We start from the raw sequence: 15,819 nt of genomic DNA, 5'->3' as shown, positions 1-15,819 counted from the left end.
AGCGTCTTTCGCCATCATCATCCAAACAACGCGGCCCCCGGACAGACGTTCCTTAAACCTTTGTGTACTGCGATCACGGATGGCTGATGCGCCCGCCGCAGACCGGTTCCGGCACCCCCGTCGTCATCGGACCCGAGATCGGCAGCCCCTTCAACACCCGCACGGCCAGCCAGCCAAAGGCCTGCGCCTCCAGCATGTCGCCGTCCAGACCGATCGTCTCGACCGCCGCCACGGGCATGGGCAGGGCATCGGCCAGCGCCTGCATGATCGCGGTGTTGTGACGCCCGCCGCCGCAGACCAGCAGCTGCGCAGGCAGCGCGGGCAGCCAGCGCATCCCCGCCGCCACCGATCCGGCCAGCGCCGCGACCAGTGTCGCCGCCGCGTCGGCGTCCGACAAGCCCGCCAGCGCGCGGGACAGGTCCGCGAACTGGTCGCGATCCAGCGATTTGGGCGCCGGGCGGCGGAACCACGGATCGTCCAGAAACTGCGCCAGCACGCCCGCATCCGCCTGCCCGCTGGCCGCCAGCGCGCCGCCCTCGTCGCGTGACTGTCGGCGCCGGGCGCGCATCAGATCGTTCAGGGGCGCATTCGCCGGGCCGGTGTCGAAGGCCAGACAGGCGCCGGGCGCCTCGGGGGCCGTCGCGGTCGGATCGACCCAGCTGATATTGCCGACGCCGCCAAGGTTCAGGAAGGCCACCGGCGCGGGCGGCAGGGCGCCCTGCCCCACAGCCCATTCAGCGCAGGCCCAGTGAAAGAACGGCACCAGAGGCGCGCCCTCGCCGCCCCGGCGCACATCTTCCGACCGGAAATCCCATACCACCGGGCGTCCGGTCGCCCGCGCCACCGCCGCCCCATCGCCCGCCTGATGAGTGCCCCGTCCGCGCGGATCATGGGCCAGCGTCTGGCCGTGAAACCCGATCAGCTGCGCATCGGGGAAACGCTGCGCCAGATCAGCATGCGCGGCCTCGACCAGCTGCGCCAGATCGGGGATGGCGGGCGCATCGGGCCACAGCCCCAGACCGCCATGCAGCACCGCCGATTCGTTGTCCGAAAACGCCCGAAAGGCTGATGCGCCAAACCCGCCGATGCGGATACCGTCGGTGTCGATCATCGCCGCGTCCACCCCGTCCAGCGAGGTACCCGACATCATTCCCAAAGCCCGGATCATCGCTTTTCCTTTATGGCGCCCGCCTGTATATCGCGACCCATCAGAAGGATGAACCCCATGACCTATCAGCCCAAGTCCGACTTCCTGCACATCATGGCCGAACGCGGCTATCTGGCCGATTGCACGGATTATGCGGGCTTGGATCAGGCGCTGCTGGCGGGGCCGGTCACGGCCTATATCGGCTATGACGCGACGGCGGCCAGCCTGCATGTGGGCCATCTGCTGAACATCATGATGCTGCGCTGGTTCCAGAAGACCGGCAACCGTCCGCTGACCCTGATGGGCGGCGGCACCACCAAGGTGGGCGATCCGTCCTTTCGCAGCGACGAACGCCCGCTGCTGGACGATGCCGCGATTCAGGCCAATATCGACGCGATGGGGCAGGTCTTTGCCCGCTATCTGGATTACGGCCCCGGTCAGGCCACCATGCTGAACAATGCCGAATGGCTGGACGATCTGAACTATCTGACCTTTCTGCGCGATATCGGGCGGCATTTCAGCGTCAACCGGATGCTGTCCTTTGAATCGGTGAAATCCCGGCTGGATCGCGAACAATCGCTGAGTTTCCTCGAATTCAACTACATGATCCTGCAGGCCTATGATTTTCTGGAGCTGAACCGCCGCCACGGCTGTCAGCTGCAGATGGGCGGGTCGGATCAATGGGGCAATATCGTCAACGGGATCGACCTGACGCGGCGGGTCGATGACCGACAGGTCTGGGGGCTGACCTCGCCTCTGCTGACGACCAGCGACGGGCGCAAGATGGGCAAATCGGCGGGCGGGGCCACCTGGCTGTCGGCCGACATGCTGTCGCCCTACGAGTTCTGGCAGTTCTGGCGCAACTCGACCGACGCCGATGTGGGCCGGTTCCTGAAACTGTACACCGAATTGCCGGTCGATGAATGCAACCGCATGGGCGCGCTGCAAGGGGCCGAGATCAACGAGGCCAAGGTGCGGCTGGCCAATGAGGTGACCACCCTGCTGCACGGCGCGGATGCCGCCGCCAGCGCCGCGGCGACCGCGCGCGAGGTCTTTGAGGAAGGCGGCGCGGGTGGCGATCTGGAAATCGCCCGCCTGCCCGCCGCCATGGCCGATGGCATCACCATCGCGCAGGCGCTGGTCCAGTCGGGCATCGTCGCCAGCGGCAAAGAGGTCAAGCGCCTGATCGCCGAGGGCGGCCTGCGCGCCGACAATGCCGCCGTCACCGACCCGCAGATGGTGCTGGACCGGGCGGCGCTGGACCGGGGCATCAAGATCTCGGTCGGCAAGAAAAAGCACCGGATGCTGCAGCTCGACTGACTTGTCCGGAATGCATGGCTGCCCTGCAACCGCCCTGACCTTACGTCGGGGCGGTTTTATTTTGACCAATCAATCAATATCTGAAGCCCGTGGGAGGGAAATGACCCGAACCCGGAGAACTGAAATGTCGACTGCAAACACAAAACCACTGAGCATCGCCGAACGCAAACGAAGCATGGACGCGGATTCCGCGCTGGACCAGATGTATAGCTATTTCACCCGGGACGAGATGCCGCGCCCGGTCATCAGCGAATTGGACGCCCGCCGCGCCGCCTGATCGGCCCGGCCAGAACGCCACCGGATGAACACCACCGGATCAAGGGGCCCCGCAGGGCCCCTTTGCATGTCGGCCCGGCCCGTCAGGGCATGGCGACAGCGTCGATGTCCTGCAGCGCCTCTTTCCGGTTCCACAGGATCGACGACCACAGAGAGATCCCGATCAGGGTCGCGCCGCCAAGCCCGGTGATCACCTCGGGGATATGCACCAGCGCCTGAACGAACATCACCACCGACAGCGCCACGATCGCATAAAAAGCGCCATGTTCCAGAAACCGGTATTCCGACAGGGTGCTGTTTTCGACCAGCATGATGGTCATCGACCGCACATACATCGCCCCGATGCCCAGACCGATCGCGATCACGAACAGGTTCTGGCTGAGCGCGAAGGCTCCGATCACCCCGTCGAAGCTGAACGAGGCATCCAGCACCTCAAGATACAGGAACGCCCCAAGGCCACCCTTGGCCGCGCCGTGCAGGGTTTCCTGCGTGCTGTCCAGCAGACCGCCCAGAACCTCGACCAGCAGAAAGGTCATCAGCCCCCAGATGGCGGCGCTGAAAAAGGTGGCACGGTCGGCCCCCTCCAGCAGATGCGAAAAGCTCAGCACGATCAGCAGCACGACGGCGATCTCGATGCCGCGGATGCTGGCATATTTGGCCATGTTGCGTTCGACCCAACCGACCCAGTGCACATCCTTTTCCTGATCAAAGAAAAAGCTCAGCCCGACCATCATCAGGAAGGTGCCGCCAAAGGCCGCGATCGGCAGATGCGCCTCGTGCATGATGCGGGCATATTCCTCGGGCTGGCTGGCGGCCAGAACCAGCGCCTGCCACGGGCCGATCCCGGCGGCGATGACCACGATCAGCAGCGGAAAGACGATCCGCATCCCAAAGACCGCGATCAGGATGCCCCAGGTCAGAAAGCGCCGCTGCCATTCCGGGCGCATGTCTTTCAGCTTGTTGGCGTTCACGATGGCATTGTCGAACGACAATGAGATTTCCAGCACCGCCAGAACCGCGACGATGAACAGGATCGACAGCATCCCGCCAAGCGTCCCGGTCGTTTGCCAGCCCAGAACCGCGCCCAGAATCAGGCCCAGCACGGTAACGATGATCGCCCATTTCAGATAGGAAAGCACCGCGCGCTTGGGCGCCGTGCCGGAGGCGCCCGAAATCGGCGCAAAATTGTCCTGTGTCATGTCACGAAAGTCCAGGCGGTGGACCATAAAACAGGTGCCGACATCACGAAAGCGCCGCCACTTTCGTCAGAGGGGCCCGGACACCGCTCGACCGCGCCAAGGCGCAGGAAACCCTGCGGCGTCCGGCCCCGTTCGGCAAGCCCCCGCACACAGCCATCGGCGGATTTCCGGCCCGTGCCGTCTGGAGAACGGTCATGGCCGGACAGGCCGCAATGAGAGCCTGCGTGAACGGATCGCGTGATGAGCATTCGCATGAAATGGCCAAGACATATCTGCGCAGTCGCGAAATCACCCGACCGCTGACTGCTGCCCCACGCGTTGCGCCATGCCGGCGATGATCGCGCGAGTCGAGGTCAGCGCGGACATCGCCACCTATGAGTAAACCAGCGGGTCAGGTTTGTATCAATGTGCCACGGCTTTTCCCAGAGCAGGTCGAGATGATCGTCGCCCTGCGCGCCGACCCCGGCGGACCCGAGGCGATCCATCAACGGGGCGACGCGTTTCAGCACGTCGGCTTGTCGCCCTCCACATCAGGCAGCCGGGAAAGGCCTTTCCGTTGGGCTTGATCTTATGGCGCCGGAACGGCTTATCGCCGCAGGCACTGATGCAGTTCTGAACGCGTCAGTTGCAGCATGGATGGCTGCAGGGCATGCAGCCGTTCTGCGCCAGAAACGATCCCCCGGATCGTTTGCTGCATGCTTGAACTCCGACGGCAGCAGCATGTGCCGCCGGACCGCCATAACCATTGCCCCGTCGGCCTCGGTTAAAACGGTGGAATGCGGGTCCGTCAGCCCGGTTTTGGGATCCTCGACCGTCTGCCCCTGTCGCCAATGTGCGACGATCTTCGGACTGATCGCCAGATCCCGGCTCGGCGTCGCGAGCGACGCTTGCGATCATTCGGACAGGCCCCCGGACCAATGACGGGCCAGCCCTCATGATAGCAACCCTGACGGCCTGCGTTGGTCGTCTCGCTTCCGGAACGGACACAACCCGTGATGCGTCCTTGCATTCCCGAGAAAGAGTCGCAGCATCAACTGTACTATAGAAAATTGGGGGCGATGACATGACCCGCGCCCTCAATTCTCCAAGACCAACGCGGGGATGTCTGTCGGCGGATCAGCCGCGCCCGGTCCAGACATGCCTGGCAGTGATCAGACTTGCGCCATAGGGGTGGATCGACTTCGCTCCGATCAATCAGCATGGCGAGCGGGACGCCCCCGAACCATCCGGCGCAGGGCGCCAAGGATTGCCGCCCCCCAGATCAGCAGCACGCAGACGCCCAGCATCGCCGCGATCGGACGGTCGAAGAACGCACCCAGATCGCCGCCCGACTTGATCATTGAGGTCATGAACATCCGTTCGAACATGCCGCCCAGCACAAGGCCCAGAATGATCGGCGCGACGGGAAATCCGTTTTCCTCCAACAGCCAGCCCAGCAGGCCAAGCGCCAGCATGATGACGATGCCAAAGACCGAATTGGTCATCGCAAAGGCGCCCACGATGCAAAAGGCCAGAACGATGGGCAGCAGCACGCGTGACGGCACCCGCAGCGCCTGACGCGCAACCTTGACGGCCACCCAGCCAAGCGGGACCATCATCAGCGTTGTCAGGATAAAGATCATGAACACGGCATAGATCAGCTGCGGGTTCTGCAAGAACACCGTCGGGCCGGGGTTCATCCCCTTCATGTACAAAACGCCGATGACGATGGCGGTCACGCTGTCGCCCGGAATGCCGAAGACCAGCGCCGGGATCCACGCCCCGCCCACGGCGGCATTGTTGGCAGCCGAGGCATCGACCAGCCCCTCGACATGGCCGGTGCCGTATTTCGCGGGGGTTTTCGAGAAACGCTTGGACACGGCATAGGCCATCCATGCGGCGATATCGGCCCCTGCACCGGGCAGCGCCCCGATCAGCGTGCCCATCAGCGACCCGCGGACGATGTTTTTGGGATGACGGCGGATGACGCCGCCGACGCCCTTGAACAGCGCGCCCTCGCCCTGCGGCATGGTCACGGGCGGGGCCTTGTGGTTCAGGCGGATCACGCCGCGCATGACCTCGGCCAGCGCGAACAGACCGATCATCGCCGGGATGAACTCGACACCCGCCAGCAGGTTGACCTGCCCGAAGGTAAAGCGCGGCACGCCGGTCGTCGGGTCAAGGCCGACCGTGGCCATCGCCAGACCGATCAGCAGCGCCACCCCCGCCTTCAGCGGATCGGCCGAGGCGATGAAGATCGCGCAGGACAGCCCAAGGGCCGCCAGCCAGAAATATTCGTACGAGGTGAAGCGCAGCGCGAATTCGGCGAGCCAGGGGGCGGCGGCGATCAGCACGAACACCCCCACCAGCCCACCGATGCACGACACCAGCAGGTTGGTGCCAAGCGCCATGTTGATCTGACCCTTCATCGCCAGACGATAGCTGTCCTCGACATAGGCGGCGGATGCCGGGGTGCCGGGGATGCGCAGCAGTGCGCCGGGAATGTCGCCCGCAAAGATCGCCATGCCGCTGGCCGCGACGATGGCCGCCAGCGCCGGAATCGGGTCCATGAAGAAGGTCATCGGCACCAGCAGCGCCACCGCCATCGTCGCGGTCAGGCCGGGCATGGCGCCCACGAACATGCCAAAGGCGCCCGCCAGCAGGGCGGTGATCAGGACGCGCGGATCGAAGACCAGAAGGGCGGCCTGCCAAAGGATGTCGGCCATGCTATAAAATCCCATCCAGCAGACCGCGCGGCAGCGGCACGCGCAACAGCCCCGCAAACAGCCACCAGCAGGCAAGGCTGGTTCCCACCGCCAGCGTCAGCGCCACCCACAGGCGCAGGCGCAGCACGACAAACAGCACCGCCAGCCCCATGATCGCGACGGGCAGATAACCCAGCTGCGGCGCCAGCCAGATCTGCGCCAACACATTGCCCAGCACCGCCAGCCCCGCGGCCATGCCGGTGCCCTGACGCAGGTCGGGGATCAGCGCCACCCAGGGGCCCGCCGGGGCATGGCGCCGGACCAGCAGGTCGCGCGCGACCAGCAGCCCGCCCGCCGCAAGAAATCCCACGGCCAGAATCGAGGGCAGCAGCGCGGCCCCATAGGGCTGCCCGCCAAAGGACGGGAACTGCGCAGCCTGCCACAGCATGAACAGCCCCAGCCCCATCAGCAGCAGGCCCGATATGGCATCGGTGATCTTCATGGCCCCCTCCCCAGGTTGCGCATGGACGGCAGAGGGTTCTGCCGTCCGGTCTTTGGATCAGTCCTGAACCAGCCCGGCGGCGGCCATGGTGCCGGCCATCTGCGCATCGGCCTCGGCCATCATGGCGCCATGGGCGGCGGGGTCCAGATAGGCGATGGCAAAGCCCCGGCTGTCCATGAATTCGGTGAATTCGGGATCCACCGCGATCTCGGCCAAAGCTGCCGAGATCCTGTCGGCGATATCCTGCGGCAGATCGCGCGGCCCGGCGACGCCACGCCATGTGGCCAGCGCGAAATCGCCGCCGCCGGCCTCGGACAGGGTCGGCAGGTCGGGATGGCTGGCGGCGCGTTCGCTGCCCATCAGCGCCAGATTGACGGCGCGGCCCGCATCGACCATCGCCTTGGTCTCGGCCAGCGAGACGGTGACGATGTCGACCCCGCCCGCGATCAGATCCTGCATCGCCGGGGCCGATCCTTCGGACGGCACCCAGGTCACATGATCGGGCGCCAGTCCCAGTTCCTGCAGCCAGCCGACCAGCGCCAGATGCCAGATCCCCCCCTGCGAGGTGCCCGAGGCGGTGAAGGTGCCCGGTTCGGACGCGCGGATCGCCTCGGTCAGGGCGGCAATGTCGGCATAGCCGCTGGCGGTGCCCACCGTGACCGCCGGGCTGTCGGCATTCATCAGCCCAAGCGGCGTGTAATCGGCATGGGTCAGCGGCGTCAGGCCCATATGGTGCATCATCGCGATTTCCACCGTGACAAGGCCAAGGGTGTATCCATCGGCATCCGCCGTGGCGATGGCCGAATGGCCGATGACCCCGGCCCCGCCGGTGCGATTGACCACGGTGACCGGCTGACCCAGCCTGCGTTCCAGCAGCGCGCCGATCATGCGCGCGGTCGCATCCGTGCCGCCGCCTGCCCCCCAAGGCACGACCAGCGTGATCGGGCGGGTCGGGTAATCGGCAGCCCATGCCGCACCCGGCACAAGGCCAAGGGCGGATATGGCCGCTGCTCCCATCAGCAGGCCACGGCGGGTCGGGTTGGTGAAATCGGTCATCTTATCCTCCCAGATGATGACGCCCGGATCGCGGGCGGCGAAGTCAGGCGGCTTGCGCCGCCCGGAATTCCAGTTCGGCAGCCAGCAGGCCCCGCGCGGCGGCCTCGATGGCGTTGCGATGGGCCGGGTCGGCATGGGTCATCGGCAACAGGACCGGCCCCGTATCGGCCAGCCCCGACAGGGCCAGCGAATCATGCAGCACCCGGATTTCACCATGCGCGCCGCGCAAATCCTCCAGCGGCTGCATCGGGACCAGCAGACGCTGCGCGCTTTCCCCATCACCGCGACGCAACGCCGCCATCAGCGCCATGGACAGCGCCGGCGCGATGCAGACGCAGCCTGCGGTAAAGCCGGCCAACCCGTCGCGCAGCATATGCGCAATCGCCGGAGGCTCTCCGAACCCGGAAATCACCCGGTTCGCGCCGATGGCCGCCACGATGTCGCGCAGATAGGGGTCCGCCTCGCCCGCGCTGCGGGGCACGGCGTATTTGACGCCGAAGACCACGCCCTCGGCCAGCAGATCGCCCAGCAGGGCGGCGGGGATATAGCCGTCGGTCTTGATATAGACCAGCAGCTGCACCCCGCAGGCCGCGTGGAACCGGCGCAGCGCCTGCCCCATCCCCTCATGCGTCAGCGGCGCGCCCATCGGCACCAGCAGGGCGACCGGATAGCGCCGCGTCTTCAGCACCGCCGCCTGATCCATCATCTTGCCCGCATCGGGCCCGACCGAGGGCAGCAGCCATGTGTCGTCCGAGGCCATCGCCTGCAGCCGGTCCAGCCAGTCGGCATAGACCCCCATCGGCCAGTGCTGGGCCAGCGCATTGCCGCCATACAGCACCGTCGTCACCCCGCCCGCCCGCAGGTGATCCAGAACCGCCCGGTTCGCCGTATCCGAGAATGCCCCATCGGCGGTCAGCGCCAAAGGCGGAACAGCCATCACCGAGGCGGCCAGATCCTGGGGGGTAATGTCGTGGCGCATGGCATCTGTCCTTCTTCGCTTGGTCAGAAGCAGTAACTCTGACCGCAGAATGAGTCAATAGTTGTATTTTCTGTGCAAAGAAGCTAAGCCCCGGGCCAGAGACAGGAGGCAACCATGCAGCATCTGACCATCGCCATCGCGGGCGCAGGCGCGATCAGTGAATTTCATCTGAAGGGCTGGCAGGCGCAGGAAGGCGTGACCCTTGCTGCGATCTGCGATCCCGACCGCGCACGCGCACAGGCGCGGGCCGACCGCTTTGGCATTCCCCGCGTCTTCGACGACATGGGCGCCATGCTGGGGGCGGTCACCCCGGACGCGGTCGACATCATCACGCCGGTGGGCAGCCACGCGACCCTTGTCCGGCAGGCGGCGGATCTGGGCGTGCATGTGATGTGCCAGAAACCCATGACCCCCACGGTCGCCGAAGCCGAATCGCTGATCGCCGATGTGAGCGAGCGGGTGCGCTTCATGGTGCATGAAAATTACCGTTTTCGCCCCCATTACGCCGAACTGGCCCGTCGCGTGGCCGAAGGCCAGCTGGGGCGTCTGCGCCATGCGCGGCTGACGGTGCGGGCCTCCAGCCTGCTGGACTATCCGGGTCGGGTGCCGTTCCTGCTGGGCCGCCAGCCCTATCTGGCCGATTTCCCCCGCCTGCTGGTCTTCGAGGTGCTGATCCATCATCTGGACGCCCTGCGAGCCATTCTGGGCGAGATGACCGTGACCGCCGCCCGTCTGGACCGCATGAACCCCGCCCTGAAGGGCGAGGATGTGGCCCTGATCCAGCTGGAAAGCGCCGATGGGGCGCTGATCCAGATCGATGCCAATATCTCGGCCCCCGGCCATCCGCCCTTGCCCACCGACCGGCTGGAGCTGCTGGGCGAGGCCGACACCCTGATCTATGACCGCGACCGCATCACGCTGCTGTCACAGCCCGATGCGGTGTCGCTTCACGATCTGACGGCGAATTATCAGGCCTGCTTTACCGGCGCGGTCACCGATTTCGTCCACGGGCTGCGCAGCGGCCAACCGTTTCAGACCGACCGGCTGGACAACCTGCGGACCCTGCGGCTTATGGAACAGGTCTATCGCGCCGCTGGCGTGCCCGTCTGACCGACAGGAGAGTTCCCGTGTCCGAGCCCCCGCCCCCGTCGCTGGCCGATCAGGTCTATGACCGGCTGCTGACCCAGATCGTCGAAGAACAGTACCCGCTGCACAGCCGCCTGCCGCCCGAACAGATGCTGGCGGTCAGCTGCGGTGTGTCACGCCCGGTCCTGCGCGCGGCACTCGCGCGGCTGCGCGACGACGGGATCATCACCTCGCGCCGGGGGTCGGGCAATTATGTGGCCCGCCGTCCGACGCGGCAGGTCATGAGCTTTGTTCCCTTGGGGTCGATCACCGATATCCAGCGCTGTTACGAATTCCGGATCGATATCGAGGGCGCGGCGGCGGGCTGGGCCGCGCGACGGCGCGACGAGGCCGATCTTGCCGCGCTGGACGTCGCCTATCAGCGGATGGATCAGACCTATCAGGAAAGGGCGCTTGGGGTCGATGCCGATCAGATGCTGCATCTGGCGATCGCAAGGGCCACAAAGAACGCGTTTTTCCAGACGGTGCTGGAATCTCTGGCCCAGCAGATCGGCTTTGGCATGCGGCTGTCGCGGTCGCTAACCCTGCTGGCCGATCCCGATCGCCAGGCGCTGGTGCAAAGCGAACATTGGCGCGTGATCAAAGCCATTCGCGACCAAAAGCCCGACGCTGCTGCAGACGCGATGCGCGCCCATATCGCCGCCGCGCGAGACCGCATGTTCGAAGGCGCGGCCAAGCAATCCTGACTGTCAGGCGGCCAACGGTTCCACGTCCTGACGGATCATGACGTCGGCCTGATCGCGATCGGTGCTGATACCGGCTGCATGACGAAGCGGTTTTGCGATGATCGTCCCATGGGTCCAGACCCGGGCAATCCCTTGGGGACCGATGCGATGTCTCTGTTCTGACCCGCGCATCTAATCCAAGGCGCCCCTGCCCCGCGCAGGATCGGTCGCCTGTCTTCGGTCCGACGCATCGGTCTTGACAACGAGGCAATCGAAAGGCTGTTCGGCCTCTGTTCCGTTGACATTCAGGTCCGGATCACCGGATTGAGCGCCAGAAAACCGGCCCGCCCTGCTGCGTCAGATATCCTTGCAGAAAGCCTCGTAAAGGGCAGCCATCAGGACGGTGAGGTCGGGATCGCTGATCCGGTAATGGATCGTCTGGCTCTCGCGGCGGGTGTCGACCATGCCCGCCTCGCGCAGCTTGGCCAGATGCTGGCTCAGTGCCGACTGGCTCAGACCGACCGCCTGCTGAAGCGCCCCGACCGAACGCTCTCCCTTGGCCAGCTCGCACAGGATTAACAGGCGCTTGGCATTGGCGACCAGCGCCAGCCGCCCGGCAACGTAATCGGCCCGTTCCTGCAGAGCCTGCGAGGCCTGATCGTCCAAATTCATTATATTAGCCTTGACTGATTTAGTGACTATTAATATATAGCGATGCAGGAGCGGCGAGGCAAGTGTCGCCGCCAGTATGGAGAGCCGGAATGGAGATGGACATTGAAACCGCATTCACACCATGGGCCTCTCTGGGCGGCGGTGTGCTGATCGGGCTGAGCGCGGTGATGGTCATGGGGTTCTTCGGACGCATTGCCGGGATCGCCGGGATCACCCAAGGCGCCCTTGGTGGGATGGTGGCCCTGCGCGAAGCGCCCAGGGACCGGGACTGGCGGTGGGCCTTTCTGCTGGGATTGCTGGCGGCACCGGTGGTTATCATGGCGGCGGGCGGAGCCGTGACGCAGACGGTCCCGCAGAACCTGTTCGCGATGGCGATGGCCGGGCTTCTGGTCGGTACAGGCACCGCGCTTGGCTCGGGCTGCACCTCGGGCCATGGTGTCTGCGGATTGGCACGGCTGTCGAGCCGTTCACTGGTGGCGGTCGCGACCTTCATGACGGCAGGCGTCGTCACCGTCTTCCTGCTTCGCCATGGTCTGGGAGGGGTGTGATGCGCATTCTATGGGGCTTTCTCAGCGGGCTGGTCTTTGGGCTGGGGCTGGTGATTTCCGGCATGGCCGACCCGGCAAAGGTTCTGAACTTTCTCGATCTGGCAGGCAGCTGGGATCCGAGCCTGGCCTTGGTCATGGGCGGAGCCACTGTCACAGCGTTCATTGGTTACCGCCTTGTCTGGCGGCGCCCTTCGCCGGTTCTTGACCAGACCTTCGACATTCCCAAAAGCCGCAGCATCGACAGGCCGCTGGTCACCGGGGCGGCGCTTTTCGGAATTGGTTGGGGGATCGGCGGCTTTTGTCCCGGTCCGGCCTGGACCGCACTTCCCCTGCTTGCGCCCGGCACCCTGATCTTCCTGCCGGCCATGCTTGTCGGGTTGTGGGGCGGCGCCCGGATCAAGTCATCGGGACTTCTTGACACAAAAGGAGCAGCAACATGACCACCTCGAAACTGCAGCAGCCGGTCGTGCGCCATTCGCCGTCTCAGGGGGCAAACAGCCCCGATGTCTGGGGCATCTATGAGCCGGACACCGGGTCGATCCAGTATATCTGCGCAGACCCGGCCACGAAGAAGGCGGCACTGATCGATGTTGTCTGGAACTTGGACCCGAAGAACTATCGCTTTTCGACCAAGAGCATGGATCAGGTTCTGGATCTGGTGCGGCAGAACGGTCTGAGCGTCGCGTGGGTTCTGGACACGCATCCGCACGCCGATCACGTCATGGCCTCGGCCCTTTTGAAAGAGCGCACGGGTGCGCCCACTGCCATCGGCGAAAGGGCCCCGGACATTGCCCGCATCTGGGCGGGCCTCTACAACCTTCCCGATGCGTTCGACCCGGCGCGCGACTTCGACCGGCTCTTTGCGGCCGGAGAGACGTTCCGGATCGGCGATCTGGACGTCCGGGTCATGCTGTCGCCCGGCCACACGCTCGGTTCGATCACCTATGTCTGCGGCGACGCGGCTTTCACCCATGACACGCTGATGCAGCCGGATGTCGGCACGTCGCGCGCCGATTTCCCGGGTGGGACCACCGAGGAATTGTGGGACTCGATTCAGGCCATTCTGGCGCTGCCCCAGAACACGCGCCTGTTTGTCGGCCATGACTATGGCACCGACAGGCGTGACGCGCCCGAATGGGAGGCGACGGTCGCCGAGCACCGTGCCAGCAACCGTCACGTCAAGGATCGCACAAAGCGCGAGGACTGGATCAAGCTGCGCAACGAGCGTGACGCGACCTTAGCGCTGCCGGACCGGATCCTGGCCGCGCTGCAGATCAACCTGCGCGGCGGGCGCCTGCCTGCGGTCCAAGACGACGGCCACAGCTATCTGAAAATCCCCGTCAACCGCTTCTGAGGAGACTGCATATGACCATGACCATGAAAGAGCTTGTCGCGGACGCCCGCAGCCGCGTGACGGCGGTCTCGCCCGCTGACGCCGCACGGGCAGCCCGACAGGGTGATCTTGTTCTCGACCTGCGCGAACCGGCGGAACTGGAAACGGATGGGCGGGTACCGGGCGCGCTGCATGTGCCGCGCGGCATCCTTGAAACGCGCGCGGATGCCACCGCCGCAACCGCTGTGCCGCAATTGACCAACATGCGCGGCATGGGCCGGGTGCATGTCCTGTGTGCCGCGGGTGGGCGTGCGGCGCTGGCCGCCGACACGCTGCGGACCATGGGGTATGATGCCGACCTGATCGAAGGCGGGCTGACAGCCTGGAAGGCCAACGGCCTTCCCGTCGAGGGCTAGGACATGGCCGGGCCGACGCGCTTCCTGCCGATCCTGGACTGGGGGCGTGCCTATGACCGGCACGACTTCCTCGGCGATGGGATGGCCGCGGTGATCGTGACGATCATGCTGATCCCTCAGTCGTTGGCCTATGCCATGCTCGCCGGTCTGCCGCCGGTCATCGGCCTCTATGCCTCGATCCTGCCGCTGCTCGTCTACGCCCTTTTCGGCAGCAGTCGCACCCTGTCGGTGGGGCCTGTGGCGGTCGTCTCGCTGCTGACAGCCGCGGCTGCCAGCAGCGTCGCCTCGCCCGGCAGCCCGGAATATATCGCGGCAGCGCTGGCGCTGGCGCTGCTGTCCGGTCTGATCCTGCTGGCGATGGGGATCTTCCGTCTTGGCTTTGTCGCAAACCTGCTGTCGCATCCTGTCATTTCCGGTTTCATCACCGCGTCCAGCCTGCTGATTGCGGCCGGTCAGCTGAAGCACATCCTTGGCACCGAGGCCCAAGGGCAAACCCTGACCAGGATGGTGCCGTCCCTGATCGAAAATCTGGGTGACACGCATCTGCCGACGCTGGCGATCGGGGCAACGGCGACGGCTTTCCTGTTCTGGTCGCGCAAGTCGCTCAAGCCAACGCTGCGGGCCCTGCACGTCCCCGAGGGTATCGCCGTTCTTTTATCGCGAACAGGTCCGGTGATGGTCGTCATCGCCTCGATCCTGTTCGTCGTCGGGTTGGATCTCGACGCAAAAGGGGTGGCCGTGGTTGGGGACGTCCCCCAAGGCTTGCCCCCCCTGTCAGTGCCGGCTCTGGATCTGTCGCTCTGGATCACGCTGTTACCGGCTGCCACGCTGATCGCCCTGATCGGCTTCGTCGAATCGGTGTCGGTGGCGCAGACCCTGGCCGCCAAGCGACGCCAGTCCATCAGTCCGGATCAGGAGCTGATCGGACTTGGCATGGCCAGCCTGGCCGCGGCTTTTTCGTCGGGCTATCCGGTCACGGGCGGCTTTGCGCGTTCGGTGGTCAATTTCGATGCGGGCGCCCGGACCCCGGCGGCGGGTGCCTTTACAGCCATCGGCATTGCCCTGGCCTCGCTGTACCTGACGCCACTGCTGTTTCACCTGCCCATCGCAGTTCTCGCCGCCACCATCATCGTGGCCGTGCTGAGCCTGGCCGATTTCGGCGCGCTGGTCCGAACCTGGAAATATTCACGATCAGATTTTGCCGCGCTGGCCACCACGCTGCTGGTGACCCTGGGTGGCGGCGTCGAGAATGGCATCATCGCCGGTGTGGCGGTCTCGGTCCTGCTGCATCTCTGGGCGACATCGCGCCCGCATATCGCGGTGATCGGCCAGGTGCCCGGCACGCAGCATTTTCGCAATGTCCTGCGGCACGATGTCGTCTGCACGCCAGAGGTTCTTGGCCTTCGCATCGACGAAAGCCTGTTTTTCGCCAATGCCCGCGCCATCGAGAATGTCATCCAGCAACAGGTCGCAGAGCGTCCCGACCTGCGCCACGTGGTGCTTAACTGCGCAGCCGTGAACAGCATCGACGCAAGCGCCCTCGAAAGTCTGGAACTGGTCATGCATCGTCTGGAAGACGCTGGCATCAGCCTGCACCTGTCCGAGGTCAAGGGCCCGGTCATGGACCGCCTGAAGCGCAGCGACTTCCTTCAGCATCTGACGGGAGAGGTGTTTCTGTCGCACTATCAGGCTCTGGAAGCTCTCGCTCCCGACATGAGGCACAGGTCTCAGGCGATGGGGTGACCGTGCAGCCCCTGAGGGCGAGATGATCAGGCCCTGCCAAATAGCTCCGATTAAAGCCGGTGTCTGGTGCTGCAATGCCAAGCGGTCACCAAAGCCCATAAAAGCAGCGGTGGGCTTATTGCCTCGGGCTCTC

At 65.3% G+C, this 15,819-nt stretch carries 15 protein-coding genes; 8 read left to right on the top strand and 7 right to left on the bottom strand.

Going from position 1 to position 15,819, the window contains the following annotated elements:
• Positions 1–73: 73 nt before the first annotated feature.
• Positions 74–1,168: an anhydro-N-acetylmuramic acid kinase gene (locus EG885_RS02220; RefSeq protein WP_131572846.1), complete on the bottom strand. Its 1,095-nt coding sequence runs from the start codon at positions 1,166–1,168 to the stop codon at positions 74–76.
• Between the two features lie 57 nt (positions 1,169–1,225).
• Between EG885_RS02220 and tyrS the strand changes: the two genes are divergently transcribed.
• Positions 1,226–2,467, top strand: coding sequence for a tyrosine--tRNA ligase (gene tyrS, locus EG885_RS02215; RefSeq protein ID WP_131572845.1), 1,242 nt, complete (start codon positions 1,226–1,228; stop codon positions 2,465–2,467).
• A 359-nt stretch (positions 2,468–2,826) separates the two neighbouring features.
• On the opposite strand, the gene EG885_RS02210 is transcribed toward tyrS, so the two are convergent.
• The 5 genes from EG885_RS02210 to EG885_RS02190 form a co-directional block, all read right to left on the bottom strand.
• Positions 2,827–3,942, bottom strand: coding sequence for a DUF475 domain-containing protein (locus EG885_RS02210; RefSeq protein WP_131572844.1), 1,116 nt, complete (start codon positions 3,940–3,942; stop codon positions 2,827–2,829).
• A gap of 1,190 nt (positions 3,943–5,132) precedes the next feature.
• Positions 5,133–6,647: a tripartite tricarboxylate transporter permease gene (locus tag EG885_RS02205; protein WP_131572843.1), complete on the bottom strand. Its 1,515-nt coding sequence runs from the start codon at positions 6,645–6,647 to the stop codon at positions 5,133–5,135.
• 1 nt (position 6,648) lies between these two features.
• Positions 6,649–7,128, bottom strand: a complete 480-nt coding sequence (locus tag EG885_RS02200; protein WP_131572842.1) for a tripartite tricarboxylate transporter TctB family protein — start codon at positions 7,126–7,128, stop codon at positions 6,649–6,651.
• 57 nt (positions 7,129–7,185) lie between these two features.
• On the bottom strand, positions 7,186–8,184 hold the full coding sequence (locus EG885_RS02195; RefSeq protein WP_131572841.1) for a Bug family tripartite tricarboxylate transporter substrate binding protein: 999 nt from the start codon (positions 8,182–8,184) through the stop codon (positions 7,186–7,188).
• A 43-nt stretch (positions 8,185–8,227) separates the two neighbouring features.
• Positions 8,228–9,163: a dihydrodipicolinate synthase family protein gene (locus tag EG885_RS02190; protein ID WP_131572840.1), complete on the bottom strand. Its 936-nt coding sequence runs from the start codon at positions 9,161–9,163 to the stop codon at positions 8,228–8,230.
• 114 nt (positions 9,164–9,277) lie between these two features.
• Between EG885_RS02190 and EG885_RS02185 the strand changes: the two genes are divergently transcribed.
• A complete protein-coding gene (locus EG885_RS02185; protein ID WP_131572839.1) occupies positions 9,278–10,273 on the top strand; it encodes a Gfo/Idh/MocA family protein in 996 nt (331 codons plus the stop codon).
• 17 nt (positions 10,274–10,290) lie between these two features.
• Complete coding sequence (locus EG885_RS02180; RefSeq protein WP_131572838.1) at positions 10,291–10,995, top strand: FadR/GntR family transcriptional regulator; 705 nt, start codon at positions 10,291–10,293, stop codon at positions 10,993–10,995.
• A 336-nt stretch (positions 10,996–11,331) separates the two neighbouring features.
• On the opposite strand, the gene EG885_RS02175 is transcribed toward EG885_RS02180, so the two are convergent.
• Positions 11,332–11,646 carry an ArsR/SmtB family transcription factor gene (locus EG885_RS02175; protein WP_131572837.1) on the bottom strand — a complete coding sequence of 105 codons (315 nt, stop codon included), beginning with the start codon at positions 11,644–11,646 and terminating at the stop codon, positions 11,332–11,334.
• An 89-nt stretch (positions 11,647–11,735) separates the two neighbouring features.
• Here EG885_RS02175 and EG885_RS02170 point away from each other — a divergent pair, with 89 nt between their 5' ends.
• From EG885_RS02170 to EG885_RS02150, 5 genes are read left to right on the top strand one after another with little or no spacing between them, the layout of a single operon-like run.
• A complete protein-coding gene (locus tag EG885_RS02170) occupies positions 11,736–12,194 on the top strand; it encodes a YeeE/YedE family protein (RefSeq protein ID WP_131572836.1) in 459 nt (152 codons plus the stop codon).
• On the top strand, positions 12,194–12,634 hold the full coding sequence (locus EG885_RS02165; RefSeq protein ID WP_131572835.1) for a DUF6691 family protein: 441 nt from the start codon (positions 12,194–12,196) through the stop codon (positions 12,632–12,634). Before EG885_RS02170 ends, EG885_RS02165 begins: the two co-directional genes overlap by 1 nt.
• Entirely contained in the window at positions 12,631–13,548 is a 918-nt protein-coding gene (locus EG885_RS02160; protein WP_131572834.1) for an MBL fold metallo-hydrolase, read from the top strand. Before EG885_RS02165 ends, EG885_RS02160 begins: the two co-directional genes overlap by 4 nt.
• Positions 13,549–13,559: 11 nt before the next feature.
• Positions 13,560–13,943 (top strand): rhodanese-like domain-containing protein, encoded by a 384-nt coding sequence (locus tag EG885_RS02155; protein ID WP_207392180.1) that lies wholly within the window; start codon positions 13,560–13,562, stop codon positions 13,941–13,943.
• A gap of 3 nt (positions 13,944–13,946) precedes the next feature.
• A complete protein-coding gene (locus EG885_RS02150) occupies positions 13,947–15,686 on the top strand; it encodes a SulP family inorganic anion transporter (RefSeq protein ID WP_131572833.1) in 1,740 nt (579 codons plus the stop codon).
• Positions 15,687–15,819 lie beyond the last annotated feature (133 nt).

The sequence above is a fragment of the Paracoccus nototheniae genome, assembly GCF_004335005.1.
GTDB classification, from domain to species: domain Bacteria; phylum Pseudomonadota; class Alphaproteobacteria; order Rhodobacterales; family Rhodobacteraceae; genus Paracoccus; species Paracoccus nototheniae.
This window is presented reverse-complemented; position numbering and strand designations above follow the sequence as displayed.

What these genes read in the sequence shown, in the direction of transcription:
- EG885_RS02220 (WP_131572846.1), bottom strand. Translation starts at nt 1,168, where the DNA reads ATGATCCGGGCTTTGGGAATGATGTCGGGTACCTCGCTGGACGGGGTG.
- tyrS (WP_131572845.1), top strand. Translation starts at nt 1,226, where the DNA reads ATGACCTATCAGCCCAAGTCCGACTTCCTGCACATCATGGCCGAACGC.
- EG885_RS02210 (WP_131572844.1), bottom strand. Translation starts at nt 3,942, where the DNA reads ATGACACAGGACAATTTTGCGCCGATTTCGGGCGCCTCCGGCACGGCG.
- EG885_RS02205 (WP_131572843.1), bottom strand. Translation starts at nt 6,647, where the DNA reads ATGGCCGACATCCTTTGGCAGGCCGCCCTTCTGGTCTTCGATCCGCGC.
- EG885_RS02200 (WP_131572842.1), bottom strand. Translation starts at nt 7,128, where the DNA reads ATGAAGATCACCGATGCCATATCGGGCCTGCTGCTGATGGGGCTGGGG.
- EG885_RS02195 (WP_131572841.1), bottom strand. Translation starts at nt 8,184, where the DNA reads ATGACCGATTTCACCAACCCGACCCGCCGTGGCCTGCTGATGGGAGCA.
- EG885_RS02190 (WP_131572840.1), bottom strand. Translation starts at nt 9,163, where the DNA reads ATGCGCCACGACATTACCCCCCAGGATCTGGCCGCCTCGGTGATGGCT.
- EG885_RS02185 (WP_131572839.1), top strand. Translation starts at nt 9,278, where the DNA reads ATGCAGCATCTGACCATCGCCATCGCGGGCGCAGGCGCGATCAGTGAA.
- EG885_RS02175 (WP_131572837.1), bottom strand. Translation starts at nt 11,646, where the DNA reads ATGAATTTGGACGATCAGGCCTCGCAGGCTCTGCAGGAACGGGCCGAT.
- EG885_RS02170 (WP_131572836.1), top strand. Translation starts at nt 11,736, where the DNA reads ATGGAGATGGACATTGAAACCGCATTCACACCATGGGCCTCTCTGGGC.
- EG885_RS02165 (WP_131572835.1), top strand. Translation starts at nt 12,194, where the DNA reads ATGCGCATTCTATGGGGCTTTCTCAGCGGGCTGGTCTTTGGGCTGGGG.
- EG885_RS02160 (WP_131572834.1), top strand. Translation starts at nt 12,631, where the DNA reads ATGACCACCTCGAAACTGCAGCAGCCGGTCGTGCGCCATTCGCCGTCT.
- EG885_RS02155 (WP_207392180.1), top strand. Translation starts at nt 13,560, where the DNA reads ATGACCATGACCATGAAAGAGCTTGTCGCGGACGCCCGCAGCCGCGTG.
- EG885_RS02150 (WP_131572833.1), top strand. Translation starts at nt 13,947, where the DNA reads ATGGCCGGGCCGACGCGCTTCCTGCCGATCCTGGACTGGGGGCGTGCC.